This is a genomic window from Bordetella genomosp. 6 (genome assembly GCF_002119705.1).
Lineage (GTDB): Bacteria > Pseudomonadota > Gammaproteobacteria > Burkholderiales > Burkholderiaceae_B > Bordetella > Bordetella bronchiseptica_F.
The window spans coordinates 3530538-3543179 of the sequence record NZ_CP021107.1; the positions used below are offsets into that span (position 1 = coordinate 3530538).

Sequence of the window (12642 nt, forward strand, 5' to 3'; positions counted from 1 at the left end):
CCCATGCATTCTGCTCCCGACCCCGACCTGGGCCTGGCGGCGCGGCTGTTCGACAGCCTGCGGGCACAGTCGTTCGACGGCGTGGGCGTCACGCGCGACGCCTACGGCGCGGGCGAGCAGCGCGCCCACGACCTGGCGCGCGCCTGCGCGCGGGACCTGGACCTGCCCACCCGCGTCGACGCCAGCGGCAATCTCTACATCACCCTGCCGGGCCGCGACCCGGCGCGGCCGGCGCGCATGACCGGCTCGCACCTGGACTCGGTGCCGGCCGGCGGCAATTTCGACGGCGCGGCGGGCGTGGTCGCCGGCCTGGCCGTGCTGGCCGGCTGGCGCGCGGCCGGCTGGCGCCCTGCCGCCGACGTCACGGTCATGGCGATCCGCGCCGAGGAAAGCACCTGGTTCCCCTACTCCTACCTGGGCAGCAAGGCGGCCTTCGGCCTGGTCGCCCCGGACGCGCTCGACCTGCGGCGCGCCGACACCGGCCGCAGCCTGCGCGACCATCTGGCCGACCTGTCGATCGATCCACAAAGCTATGGGCAGCCTGCCTTGCGCGCGGCCGGCATCGACCGCTATGTCGAGCTGCATATCGAACAGGGTCCCGCCCTGGTCCAGGCCGGCATGCCGGCGGGCATCGTCACCGGCATCCGCGGCAGCTTCCGCTACCGGGACATGGCCTGGCATGGCGAATACGCCCACTCCGGCGCCGTCGGCCGCGCCCACCGGCGCGACGCCGTGCGCGCCGCCGCCCTGTGGATAGCCAGCGTGGACCGCGACTGGGAGACGCTGGAAGACTTCGGCGAGGACCTGGTCGTCACCGTGGGCAAAATGGCGACCGACCCGCGGCAGCACGCTTTCAGCAAGGTGGCCGGCGAACTGCAATGCTGCGTGGACGTGCGCAGCATCAGCGCCGCGCTGCTGGAGCGCTTCGACCGCCTGTTGCGCGAACGCGGCGAAGCGGCGGCGCGCGCCACCGGCACCCGGGTCGATTTCGGGCCGCGCACCGGCTCGGCGCCGGCCGCCATGGACCCCGGCCTGATCGCCCGGCTGACGGCGCAGGCGCGGCAGCGCGGCATCGCCGCGCTGACCATGCCCAGCGGCGCCGGCCACGATGCGGCCATCTTCGCCCAGCAAGGCATACCGACCGCCATGATCTTCGTGCGCAACGAACATGGTTCGCACAACCCCCATGAAGCCATGGACATGGCGGACTTCGCTTGCGCCACCCAATTGTTGTCGGACATCCTGGCCGACGACGAGCCCGTTACGCCGCACCCATGAGAACCCAGACAATGAAATGCCTGATCGTCCAACCGATTCATGAAGAAGGCCTGGCGCTGCTGCGCGAGGCCGGCATCGAATGCATCACGCCGGCCAGCGCCGGCATGGCCGACGTCGCCGCGGCCATCGCCGGCTGCGACGCGGTCATCACCCGCAACGCCGGCCTGGATACGCGGGCCATCGAGGCCGGCCTGCGCCTGCGCGTCATCGGCAACCACGGCACCGGCACCAACATGATCGACCTGGCCACGGCCGAGCGGCTCGGCATACCTGTGGTCAACACGCCCGGCGCCAACGCGCGCTCGGTGGCCGAACTGGCGCTGGCCATGGCGATGGCGCTGCTCAAGCGCACCGTACCGCTGGACCAGGCGGTGCGCCAGGGCAACTGGAACGCCCGCTACGAACCCGGGCTGCGCGAGCTGTCCGGCATGTCGCTGGGCATCGTCGGTTTTGGCCAGATCGGCCGCGCCCTGGCGGCCATGGCGACCGGCGGTTTCGGTATGCCGGTGCATGTCTATTCGCCCTCGGTGGCGCCGCAGGACATCGCCGCGGCCGGCTGCCAGCGGGCCGACAGCCTGCCCGCGCTGGTGCGCGAGGCCGACATCGTCTCGCTGCACCGGCCCGCGCGCCCCGGCGCCGGCCCCCTGGTCGATGACGCGCTGCTGCAGGCCATGAAGCCGGGCGCGCTGCTCATCAATACCGCGCGCGCCGACCTGGTCGACGAAGCGGCGCTGGCGCGCCACCTCGAGGCGGGCCGGCTTGGCGGCGCCGGACTGGACGTCTTCTCCAGCGAGCCGCCGTCGGCCGACCATCCGCTGCTGCGCCTGCCGCAGGTGGTGCTGGCCCCGCATGCCGGCGGCAGCACCGATCAGGCGCTGGCCCGTACCGCCCGCGCGGTCGCCGAACAGGTGATCGAGGTGCTGCGCGATGCGCGCCCGGCCCATCTGATCGCCCCGCACGCCTGGCCGCGCCGACGCGGCGCGCAATGAACCCGCGAATCCGCGCCGCAGCGCTACAAGGAGACCCCGCATGACCCCGATCGAAGCCAAGTTCGCCCGCCTGTCCACCGACCACGCGCCCGGCCAGGAAGTGCGCCAGGGCAACGCCGGCCTCGAGGGCCTGCTGCGCGGCGACACCCTGCCCGGCACCCCGGTCGACTTCTCCCACGGCGACGTCAACACCAGCGCCTTCGCCCCCACACCCGGCTCGCTGCAGCAATTCGTCCAAGGCGTCGAGCGCGGCGGCGAACAGGCCTATACCGAATACCGCGGCGCCGCCGAACTGCGCGAACGCGTGGCCGCCCACCTGGCCCAGTTCACCGGCGCGCCCGTCAGCGGCGCCAACGAACTGATCATCACCCCGGGCACCCAGGGCGCCCTGTTCCTGGCCATCGCCTCCTCGGTCACCGCCGGCGACAAGGTCGCCATCGTGCGCCCGGACTACTTCGCCAACCGCAAACTGGTCGAATTCCTCGGCGGCGAAATCGTCCCCGTCGACATGCGCCACCTCGAACGCGACAGCGGCGCCGGACTGGACCTCGACCAGCTCGAAGCCGCCTTCAAGGCCGGCGTGCGCACCTTCCTGTTCTCCAACCCCAACAACCCCGCCGGCGTGGTCTACTCGCCCGAGGAAATCGCCCGGATCGCCGACCTCGCCCGCCGCTACGACGCCACCCTCATCGTCGACCAGCTCTACTCGCGCCTGCTCTACGCCGGCACCCGCTACACCCACCTGCGCGCCCTGCCCCAGGCCCCGGCCAACGTCATCACCATCATGGGACCATCCAAGACCGAATCGCTCAGCGGCTACCGCCTGGGCGTGGCCTTCGGCCCCGCACACCTGATCGACCGCATGGAAAAACTGCAGGCCATCGTCTCGCTGCGCGCCCCCGGCTACTGCCAGGCAGTGCTGCGAACCTGGTTCGAGGAGCCCGCCGGCTGGATGGACGAACGCATCGCCGCCCACCAGGCCATCCGCGACGACCTGATCCGCGTCCTGCGCGGCGTGCCCGGCGTGGCCGTGCGCGCGCCCGAGGCCGGCAGCTACCTGTTCCCCCGCCTGCCCGCGCTGGCCGTATCGCTGCACGATTTCGTGCGCATCCTGCGCGCCCAGGCCGGCGTCACCGTCACCCCGGGCACCGAATTCAGCCCCCACGCCGACGACAGCATCCGCCTGAACTTCTCGCAGAACCACGCCGCCGCCGTGCAGGCCATCGAGCGCACCGTGCAACTCATCGAGCGCTACCGCGCCTGACGCGCGCCGCGCCGGCGCCTCAGTCGTCGTCGTCCAGGTGGAACTTGTGGATGACGCGATGGGCCACCGGCGCCAGGATCAGGCCCAGGGTGGCCACGAACAGCAGCCCGATCAGCATGCCGTAGAGCGCGAAGAAGATCTTGCCGGCCACGGTGGCCGGCATGATGAACGGTCCGATGCCGCCGATGATCAGCGCGGTGTTGAGCATGGCGTCGTGCCAGCTGACGTCCTCGAGCCAGAGGTGCGCGACGACGCCGACCAATACCACCAGCGCGATGACCAGGACGGCCCACAGCAGGTGGGCCAGCAGGCGCAAGATGAAATGCCGCGTGGGCAACAGCGGTTCGCCCTTGGACTCGTACATATCCCCCTCCCTTGGACCGGATTGAGGCGGATTATGCCAACACCCCCAGGTTCCGTCACCTCGCGGGCACGCGCCGGGCCGCGCTCAATGCACGATCTGCCGCAGGAAGGCCACCGAGCGCTCGTGCCGCGGATGGGTGAAGAACGCGTCCGGCGTGTTGACCTCGACGATCTGGCCCGCGTCCATGAACACGACGCGGTCGGCGACCTGGCGCGCGAAACCCATTTCGTGCGTCACGCACAGCATGGTCATGCCGTCCTGCGCCAGCGTGGTCATGGTATCGAGCACTTCCTTGACCATCTCGGGGTCGAGCGCCGAGGTAGGCTCATCGAACAGCATGATCTTGGGCGCCATGCACAGCGAGCGGGCGATCGCCACGCGCTGCTGCTGCCCGCCCGACAACTGGCCCGGGAACTTGCCGGCCTGGTCGGGGATGCGCACGCGCGACAGGTAATGCATGGCGATATCGCGCGCCTCGGCCTCGGACTTGCGTTTCACCCAGACCGGCGCCAGCATGCAGTTCTGCAGTACCGTCAGGTGCGGGAACAGGTTGAAATGCTGGAACACCATCCCGACCTCCATGCGCACCGCGTTGAGCCGCTCCAGATTGTCGTCGACCTCGGCGCCCCCGATGCGGATCTCTCCTTCCTGGTGGCGCTCGAGCTGGTTGATGCAGCGGATCATCGTCGACTTGCCCGAGCCCGACGGCCCGCAGACGACGATCCGCTCGCCCTTGCCCACCGTGAGATCGACATCGCGCAGGACATGGAAGTTGCCGTACCATTTGGACACCTTGCGCATTTCCACCGCTGGATGGCGATCGAGATCGATGGCCGAGACCGGGTCCTTGGAGAACAGCTTGCGAAGGTTCATGATTCCTACCTTTTGTCCGAGCGGGCCAGGGTCCGCTCGACCGAACGTGAATAGCGCGACATCGCGTAGCAGCACGCGCAATAGAAGAAAGCCAGGAACGCATAGCCGGTGTAGCGCGTGACCGGCGTGGCCCATACCGGATCGTTGATCGCCACCTCGACGACCTTGAGCAGGTCCAGGATCCCGACCATGGCCACCAGGGTGGTGTCCTTGAACAGCCCGATGAAGGTATTGACGATGCCCGGCACGACGATGCGCAATGCCTGCGGCAGCACGATGAGGAAGGTGGTCTGCCAGTAGCCCAGCCCGAGCGACTGCGCCCCCTCGTACTGCCCCTTGGGCAGGGCTTGCAGGCCGCCGCGGACCACCTCGGCCATATAGGCCGAGGCGAACAGCGTGACGCCGACCAGGGGCCGCAGCAGGCGGTCCGGCCGCAGCCCCTCGGGCAGGAACAGCGGCAGCATCGTGTTGAACATGAACAGCACCGTGATCAACGGCACGCCGCGGCCCAGCTCGATGGCGGCGGTGGACGCCAGCCTGACGAACGGCAGTTCCGAGCGCCGCCCCAGCGCCAGGGCGATGCCGATCGGCAGCGAGAACACGATCCCGACCAGCGAGACCACCAGGGTGACGAGGATGCCGCCCCACAGGTCGGTCGAGACGTGCGGCAGGCCCAGTGCGTCGGCGCCGACCAGCAAGGCATACGACAGCGGCGGCAGCACCACGAAGAAATACACCGCGCCCGCGCGCTTGGCGCGGATGCGCCGGGCCAGCAGCCAGACGATCCCGGCCGCGGCCAGCACGAAAAACAGCACGACCCGCCAGCGCTGCGGCGGCGGATAGCCGCCGAAGACGAAGTAGCCCAGCTTGGCGCCGATGAAGGGCCAGCAGGCGCCGTAGCGGCCCTGCGCGATGGTTGCCTGGCAGGCCTGCACGGAGTCGCCGGCCCAGGTGGCGTCGAGCACCAGGAAATCGAGCAGCCCCCGGAAAACCCAGTAGAGAATGGCCGCGCAGAGCACGGTCAGCGCGAATGTCCGGGGCGACTCGAAGACATATTGCCGCACCCAGGCCCATACCGTGCCCGCCCGGTGCGGCGGGGGCCGCCCCTGCACCGCCTGTTGCCGCACGAAGGCGGGCTGTTCTATCGTCGAATTGTTCATCGCGGTCAGTCCCTTTATCGTTCAACCAGCCGCACGCGCCGGTTGTAGACGCCCATCAGGGCCGACGTGACCAGGCTGATGGCGAGATAGACCGCCATCGTGATGCTGACGATCTCGACCGCGCGGCCGGTCTGGTTCAGCACGGTGCCCATGAATACCTGCACCAGGTCCGGATACGCGATGGCGACCGCCAGCGACGAGTTCTTGGTCAGGTTGAGGAACTGGCTCGTCAGCGGCGGAATGATGACCCGCAGCGCCTGCGGGGTGATCACCAGCGATTGCGTCTGCCGCGGCGACAGGCCCAGCGCGACCGCCGCCTCGCGCTGCCCCTGGCCCACCGCGCCGATGCCCGCGCGCACGATCTCCGCGATGAAGGCCGCGGTGTAGGTGGACAGGGCCACGACCAGGGCGACCATCTCGGGGTAGATCCGCAGGCCGCCCGAAAAGCCGAAGCCGCGGAACCTGGGCAGCTCCAGCGAGACCGCCGGACCGACGGCCAGCAGCCCGCCCCCCAGCACCGCGGCGAACAGCCCCAGCGCCATGGCCCGCGCCGGATAGGGCCGGCCGCCGCGCAGGCGGGCGCGCAAGGCCAGGCGGCGCGCCAGCACATAGCCCAGCACGGCCAGCGCCAGCACCAGCCAGAGCGGCCAGGCCGGCCCGTCGACGCTCACGAACGGCAGGTACAGCCCGCGGTTGTTCAGGAACACCCAGTCCGCCAGGTGCAGGGACTCGCGCGCCGCGGGCAGCGCCACCAGCACGGCCGAGTACCAGAAGAATATCTGCAGCAGCAGCGGCAGGTTGCGCAGCGTCTCGACATACAGCGTGGCCACCGCGGCGACCACCACGTTGGACGACAGCCGGGCGATGCCCACCACGAAACCGATGAGCGTGGCCAGCACGATGCCGATGGCCGCCACCAGCAAGGTATTGAGCAACCCCACGACAAAGGCGTCGCCGTAGGTCGAGGTCGCGCCGCTATACGGGATCAGCGACTGGTTGATGTCGAACCCGGCCGTGTTGGCCAGGAAGCCGAACCCCGACGCGATATTGGCCGCCTTGAGGTTGGCGACGGCGTTGGAGACGCCCGCGTACCCTAGCCAGAGCAGCGCCGCCGCCAGCAGCAGCTGCAGCAGCACGCCCCTGACTTTGCGATCGTGGAGCCAGGAAAGCAGCGGCCGGGCGGCGCGCTTGCCCGGGCGCTTGAGCGCAATGGTGGAATCTTGCATAAATCACGAATCCGTTTTCCCTCGCCGGGAATGCTGGAGGCCGCCGGCCCACGGCCGGGGCCGCGCGGTTGGGCGCAAGCCTCGATACGGCGGGGGGACGGCGCCGCCCTCCCCCCGCGCCACGATGCGGCTCAGCGGAACGGCGGGGTATAGAACAGGCCGCCGTTCTTCCACGAAGCGTTGATGCCGCGCTCGAGGTTGAGCGGGCTGGCCGCGCCGACGTTGCGGTCGAAGATCTCCGCGTACGACCCCACCTGCGCGACGATCTGGTATGCCCAGTCGCCATTGAGGCCCAGCACCTTGCCCAGGCTGCCTTCCTTGCCCACGAAACGCAGGACTTCCGGGTTGGTCGTGCTGGCGGCCTGCTCGGCGATATTCTTCGACGTCAACCCGAGTTCCTCGGCCGCCTGCAGCGCGAAGATGGACCAGCGCACCACGCTGAACCAGGCATCGTCGCCCTTGCGCACCGCCGCGCCCAGGGGCTCCTTCGACAGGCGGTCGGCCAGGATCACATGGTCGTCGGGCGCCTTCATCTTGCTGCGCAGCGCCGCCAGGATGCCGGCGTCGGCGCTCCAGGCGTCGCAACGGCCGGATTCATAGGCGTTGGCCGCCTCCTGCACCGTCGCGAAAGTGATCACCTCGTTCTGCACCTTGTTGGCGCGGAAGAAATCGACCAGGTTGAGCTCGGTCGTCGAACCCTGGTTGGTGCAGATGGCGCCGCCGTCCAGCTCCTTGGCGCTGGCGATCGTTCCCTTGCGGACCAGCACGCCCTGGCCGTCGTAATAGGTCACCCCGGCGTACAACGCGCCGGCGCCTTCGCGCGACAGCGTCCACGTCGTGGTGTTGAACAGGACGTCGACCTCGCCGGACTGCAGCGCGGTGAAGCGCTGGGTCGGATTGAGGACGACGATCTTGTGCCGCTCGGGATCGCCGAACACGGCGGTCGCGATGGCGCGGCAGACATCGACTTCCAGCCCGTGCCGCTTGCCCGTATCGTCGGGCATCGAGAACCCCGGCGACCCGGTGGTCGAACTGCACAGCAGGTTGCCCCTGGCCTTCACATCCTCCAGGGTTCCCGCGTGGACCGGCGCGGCCGCATAGGCGACGGCGGCGACAAACAGGGAGGTAAGGGTTTTTTTCACGTTTCGCTCCTGAATTGGGCTTGGGGGAGGCGCGCAAGCGCGATGGCAACAAAGAATCCGACGCCGTAGGGAATGGCCTCGTCGTTGAAGTCGTAGGCGGGGTTGTGCAAGGCCGCGCTCGCGCCGTTGCCGAGATTGACGTAGCAGCCCGGGATGCGCCTGAGCAATTGCGCAAAATCCTCCGAGCCATTGCTGGGCGCCGCCGCCGCATCGATGGCGTCCTCGCCGAAGCGGGCCTTGACGATATCCCCGACCGCGGCGGTGATCCGCGCGTCATTGACCGTGGGCACGAAGACCCGGCTGTAGTCCACCGAGGCGGCGCAGCCATAGCCCGCCGCCACGTGATCGGCGACCCGGCGCATTTCCGCCTCGATCAGGGCGCTGGTTTCCGGCTTGAACGAGCGGCAGTCGCCGCTGATCACGACCTCGCCGCTGCTGACGTTACGCGTCCCGGAGGTCGTCATGTCGGTGCAGGACACGATGGCGAATTCGCCTGGCGCGACGACGCGCGACACGATGGTCTGCAGCGCGACGATGACGCCGGCCGCGGCCACCAGCGCATCGCGCCCCAGGTGCGGACGCGCCGAATGCACGCCCTTGCCGGCGATCCGGATCTCGAAGTTGTCCTCGGCCGACTTGAACACGCCGGCGCGCGTCTCGAACTTGCCCACGGGCAGGCCGGGCGCATTGTGCAGCGCGTACGCCTCGCTGGCCGGGAACCGCTCCAGCAGGCCGTCCTCCAGCATGGCCAGCATGCCCTTGCCCCACTCCTCCGCCGGCTGGAACACGAAGTGGATCGTGCCGTCGAACTCCTGGCTTTGCGCCAGCAGCTGCGCCGCGCCCAGCAGCATGGTGGTGTGTCCGTCATGGCCGCAGGCATGCATGTAGCCGTCGTTCCTGGACGCGTGCGGACGGTCTTCGGCCGGCGCCTCGGCAATATGCAGCGCATCCATGTCGGCCCGCAGGATGATGGCCTTGTCGCTGGCGCCGCGCTTGAGCGTGCCGACCACGCCCGTGCCGCCGACGCCCTCGGTCACCGCGATGCCGCAGGCCCGCAGCATGGCGGCCACGCGCCCGCTGGTGCGGCGCTCCTGGAAGCCGAACTCCGGGTTCGCATGGATGTCCTGCCGGATCGCCCGCAGTTCCCTGAATAGCGCGTCGTGGCTGAATGGGGTTCCCACACCTGTCTCCGTCGAATCTGCGAATCTCGTCGCGGCGCGTGCGCCGCGGCCTGTGCCGTGCGTCCACCGGCCCGATGGCGGGCGGAACATGACGGCGGGACAGGCAAAATTCTAGTGAGGGGCATGCGCGCAATTGATGCGTTGTTGCGAGGCTGGGCGCAATATCTTCCCGTTTTGCGCCGATGGCGGGTAAACGTTGCGGGTTTACCCGGGAGATCGGCCACGCGCGCCACGCGCCGCGCGCGTGCATAGCGGTACAAACTTGCGTCCAGGCGCGCGAACTAGCGCGATTGTCGCGGGCGGGCCGGCCTAGAATTTCCAGCGTGCCGATGCACGGCACCCAGGAATTCGCAACATACATTCGAGGAACCGATGCTCCTTATCAACGCCCATCCCGATCGCAACAAACCGCTGGACGAGCCTGACCGGAAGGTCTTCGACGCATCGGCGGCGCACGAGGCCGAGCGGTTCGCCAAGGCGCGGCCCGGCTACGCGCCGACGCGCCTGGTGGCGCTGCCCGGGCTTGCCCGGGCGCAACGCGTCGCCTCGATCCTGGTCAAGGACGAGAGCACCCGTTTCGGCCTGGGCAGCTTCAAGGCCCTGGGCGGCGCCTATGCCGTGATCCGGCTGGCCTTGCAGCACGCCTCGCAGGCGCTCGGGCGCGCGGCGGGCCTCGACGAGCTGGACACGCAGGCCGTGCGCGCCGCCGCGGCGGATATCGTCGTGGCCTGCGCCACGGACGGCAACCATGGCAAGTCGGTGGCGCAGGGCGCGGCGCTGGTGGGCGCGCGCGCCGTCATCTTCGTGCATGCCGGCGTCAGCCAGGCCAGGGTCGACGCCATCGCGCAGTTCGGCGCGCGGATCATCCGGGTCGAGGGCAACTACGACGATTCCGTGGCCGAGGCCACCGCGGTCGCGCAACAGAATGGCTGGACCATCGTCTCGGACACCTCCTGGCCCGGCTATGAACACATTCCGTCGCTGGTGATGCAGGGCTACACCACCCTGCTGCGCGAAGCGATGCAGGCCATGCCGCAACCGCCGACCCACGTCTTCGTCCAGGCCGGCGTGGGCGGCATCGCCGCGGCCACCGCCGCCTGCATGAGCCTGGCCTACGAGGCGGCGGGCGCGGCGGCGCCGAAATTCATCGTGGTCGATCCGCAACGCGCGGCCTGCCTGTTCGAGAGCGCGCGCCTGGGCGAACGGGTGCGCGTGGACGAACAGGAGCCCACCATCATGGCGATGCTCGAATGCTACGAACCGTCGATGGTCGCGTGGCGCATCCTGGCGCGCACGGCCTACGCCTTCATGACCGTCGACGAGGATGACGCCGTGCGCGCCATGCGCACCCTGGCCGCCCCGACGGCCGGCGACGCCCCCATCGTGGCCGGCGAAAGCGGCGGCGTCGGCCTGGCCGCCTTCCTGGCCGCCGCGCGCGACGACGGCATGCGCCGCGCCCTCGGCATCGACGCCGACGCGCACGTCTTCGTCATCAACACCGAGGGCGCCACCGACCCCGCCCAGTACCAGCGCATCGTGGGCCGCACGCCCGAAGCCGTCCTGGCCGGCGCCTGAAAGCAGGCCGGCCGCCACGCAACACCGGCCCGGATACAGCCAGGTATTCGGGCAAAAAACGCGCCGCCAACGCAATAAACTACCGCCAGGGGCCGCGCCGGCCGCTGGCGCACGCCATTGCGCCCGCGCCACGCGGTCCGCACCGGATGCCGGCCGGCGCGTCGCCGCGCCGCCCATCCGCCACCTGACCCGCGCCGCCCGGCATGCCGAGGCGGCCCTCCGGCGTTGACGACCATGGCCATCACCCTCGATGCGTACGATAGAAAAATCCTGGAACTGCTCCAGGAAAACAACCGGCTCTCGCAGCGCGAACTCGCCGATTCCGTGAATCTGTCCGCATCGGCCGTCAACCGCCGCATCGCCGCGCTGGAGGCCAACAAGGTCATCCGCGCCAACGTCGCGCTGGTCGATCCCGAACTGGTCGGCCGGCCCATCACGCTGATGGTCGAAGTCAAGATCGAGAACGAGCGCCTGGACCTGCTCGACGAAGTCACCAACCGGTTCGTCCGTTGCCCGCAGATCCAGCAGGTCTATTACGTGACGGGCGACTTCGACTTCCTGCTGGTGCTCAACTGCAAGGACATGACCGAGTACGAGCGCCTGACCCGGGAGCTGTTCTTCACCGCCGGCAACGTGAAGAAATTCAGGACCGTCGTCGCCATGAACGTCGCCAAGTCGACGCTCCAGGTGCCGCTGGGCGACGTCCCCGCCTCGCCCGGCGGCTAGGACTGCCGGTCAGGCTGCCCGCGACCGGGCGTAACCCGTTGATTCGACTGAGCCGGCGCGCGTCGCGCGCTACGGCCGGCCCGCGCCCGGCCGCAGCGCGCCGGCCGGCGTGCGCTAGCGTAAACCCCTATGGTTATCCCGTGCACAGCATCGTTATATTGCGTACTTAAATTAATCCTGTATACAAAACGATGACTGGCATACAAAAGAAAGCGGGTGCGCAGTCCGTGTTCGAGGACGTCAGCGCCCTCTTGCGGGACATGATGAAAGACATCACCGAGCCGGTGCGGGTACGCGAGGAAGATCTCGCCAACCAGCTGGGGGTCAGCCGCACGCCGGTGCGCGAGGCCTTGATCCGCCTGGAAAGCACGGGCATGGTCCACCTGCGGCCGGGGCGCGGGGCCTTGCTGACGCCGGTGACCGACGCCGAATACATCGAGTGGCTGCAGCTGCGCGAACAGCTGGAAGGCTTCGCCACGCGCGAGGCGGCGCTCAATGCCTCGCAGCGCGACGTCGAGCGGCTGCGCGCCCTGTTCGCCCCCTTCATCGGCCTGGACGAGGACGCTTTCGCGCCGGTGCCCTACGGCCAGGCCAATGTCGCCTTCCACAAAGAGATCATCGCCCTGGCCAACAACCGCCTGCTCGAACGTGTCTGGGCGGCGTTCGGCCATCGCCAGACCACCTACCGGCGCCAGACCATCAAGCGCCTGCACCGCTTCGGCACCTCGCTGCGCGAGCACCTGGCCATCATCGACGCCATCGAGCGCCGCGACGCCGAGCTGGCCGAAAAACTGGCCCGGCAGCATGTGCGCACGCTTTACGACGCCTTCGTCAAGGCCCTTCAGTCGGGCGGCGGCGCGTGAA

12 protein-coding genes are annotated in these 12642 nt (G+C 69.2%); 6 read left to right on the top strand and 6 right to left on the bottom strand.

The features are described from left to right. The first annotated feature begins 3 nt into the window (after nt 1–3). The 3 genes from CAL11_RS16555 to CAL11_RS16565 are packed head-to-tail and all read left to right on the top strand — an operon-like array spanning nt 4 to nt 3531. A complete protein-coding gene (locus tag CAL11_RS16555) occupies nt 4–1278 on the top strand; it encodes a Zn-dependent hydrolase (protein WP_086093543.1) in 1275 nt (424 codons plus the stop codon). Further along, nucleotides 1275–2267: a hydroxyacid dehydrogenase gene (locus CAL11_RS16560; RefSeq protein ID WP_086093544.1), complete on the top strand. Its 993-nt coding sequence runs from the start codon at nt 1275–1277 to the stop codon at nt 2265–2267. The genes CAL11_RS16555 and CAL11_RS16560 overlap by 4 nt, the downstream gene beginning before the upstream one ends. A gap of 40 nt (nt 2268–2307) precedes the next feature. After that, the gene (locus CAL11_RS16565; RefSeq protein ID WP_086093545.1) at nt 2308–3531 is read left to right on the top strand and encodes a pyridoxal phosphate-dependent aminotransferase; all 1224 of its coding nucleotides are present in this window, start codon (nt 2308–2310) and stop codon (nt 3529–3531) included. 19 nt (nt 3532–3550) lie between these two features. Here the strand turns inward: CAL11_RS16565 and CAL11_RS16570 are convergent, their stop codons facing one another. The 6 genes from CAL11_RS16570 to CAL11_RS16595 all read right to left on the bottom strand — a co-directional run bounded on the left by CAL11_RS16570 (nt 3551) and on the right by CAL11_RS16595 (nt 9477). After that, nucleotides 3551–3895: a hypothetical protein gene (locus CAL11_RS16570; RefSeq protein ID WP_086093546.1), complete on the bottom strand. Its 345-nt coding sequence runs from the start codon at nt 3893–3895 to the stop codon at nt 3551–3553. Between the two features lie 84 nt (nt 3896–3979). After that, complete coding sequence (locus CAL11_RS16575) at nt 3980–4696, bottom strand: amino acid ABC transporter ATP-binding protein (RefSeq protein WP_167382618.1); 717 nt, start codon at nt 4694–4696, stop codon at nt 3980–3982. 77 nt (nt 4697–4773) lie between these two features. Further along, a complete protein-coding gene (locus CAL11_RS16580) occupies nt 4774–5928 on the bottom strand; it encodes an amino acid ABC transporter permease (protein ID WP_086093548.1) in 1155 nt (384 codons plus the stop codon). A gap of 14 nt (nt 5929–5942) precedes the next feature. Further along, nucleotides 5943–7154, bottom strand: a complete 1212-nt coding sequence (locus CAL11_RS16585; RefSeq protein ID WP_086093549.1) for an amino acid ABC transporter permease — start codon at nt 7152–7154, stop codon at nt 5943–5945. A gap of 131 nt (nt 7155–7285) precedes the next feature. Continuing rightward, a complete protein-coding gene (locus CAL11_RS16590) occupies nt 7286–8296 on the bottom strand; it encodes an amino acid ABC transporter substrate-binding protein (RefSeq protein WP_086093550.1) in 1011 nt (336 codons plus the stop codon). Next, a complete protein-coding gene (locus tag CAL11_RS16595) occupies nt 8293–9477 on the bottom strand; it encodes a M20 aminoacylase family protein (RefSeq protein ID WP_086093552.1) in 1185 nt (394 codons plus the stop codon). Before CAL11_RS16595 ends, CAL11_RS16590 begins: the two co-directional genes overlap by 4 nt. A 372-nt stretch (nt 9478–9849) precedes the next feature. Here CAL11_RS16595 and CAL11_RS16600 point away from each other — a divergent pair, with 372 nt between their 5' ends. The 3 genes from CAL11_RS16600 to CAL11_RS16610 all read left to right on the top strand — a co-directional run bounded on the left by CAL11_RS16600 (nt 9850) and on the right by CAL11_RS16610 (nt 12641). Further along, nucleotides 9850–11052, top strand: a complete 1203-nt coding sequence (locus CAL11_RS16600; RefSeq protein WP_086093553.1) for a diaminopropionate ammonia-lyase — start codon at nt 9850–9852, stop codon at nt 11050–11052. Nucleotides 11053–11286: 234 nt separating this feature from the next. Further along, entirely contained in the window at nt 11287–11778 is a 492-nt protein-coding gene (locus CAL11_RS16605; protein ID WP_015064256.1) for an Lrp/AsnC family transcriptional regulator, read from the top strand. 191 nt (nt 11779–11969) lie between these two features. Beyond that, a complete protein-coding gene (locus CAL11_RS16610; RefSeq protein WP_086093554.1) occupies nt 11970–12641 on the top strand; it encodes a GntR family transcriptional regulator in 672 nt (223 codons plus the stop codon). Nucleotide 12642: the final 1 nt, after the last annotated feature.

Excerpts from the sequence above, each read along its gene's own strand:
- CAL11_RS16570 (WP_086093546.1), bottom strand. The coding sequence starts at position 3,895 with ATGTACGAGTCCAAGGGCGAACCGCTGTTGCCCACGCGGCATTTCATC.
- CAL11_RS16605 (WP_015064256.1), top strand. The coding sequence starts at position 11,287 with ATGGCCATCACCCTCGATGCGTACGATAGAAAAATCCTGGAACTGCTC.
- CAL11_RS16585 (WP_086093549.1), bottom strand. The coding sequence starts at position 7,154 with ATGCAAGATTCCACCATTGCGCTCAAGCGCCCGGGCAAGCGCGCCGCC.
- CAL11_RS16555 (WP_086093543.1), top strand. The coding sequence starts at position 4 with ATGCATTCTGCTCCCGACCCCGACCTGGGCCTGGCGGCGCGGCTGTTC.
- CAL11_RS16560 (WP_086093544.1), top strand. The coding sequence starts at position 1,275 with ATGAGAACCCAGACAATGAAATGCCTGATCGTCCAACCGATTCATGAA.
- CAL11_RS16575 (WP_167382618.1), bottom strand. The coding sequence starts at position 4,696 with ATGCGCAAGGTGTCCAAATGGTACGGCAACTTCCATGTCCTGCGCGAT.
- CAL11_RS16600 (WP_086093553.1), top strand. The coding sequence starts at position 9,850 with ATGCTCCTTATCAACGCCCATCCCGATCGCAACAAACCGCTGGACGAG.
- CAL11_RS16565 (WP_086093545.1), top strand. The coding sequence starts at position 2,308 with ATGACCCCGATCGAAGCCAAGTTCGCCCGCCTGTCCACCGACCACGCG.
- CAL11_RS16610 (WP_086093554.1), top strand. The coding sequence starts at position 11,970 with ATGACTGGCATACAAAAGAAAGCGGGTGCGCAGTCCGTGTTCGAGGAC.
- CAL11_RS16580 (WP_086093548.1), bottom strand. The coding sequence starts at position 5,928 with ATGAACAATTCGACGATAGAACAGCCCGCCTTCGTGCGGCAACAGGCG.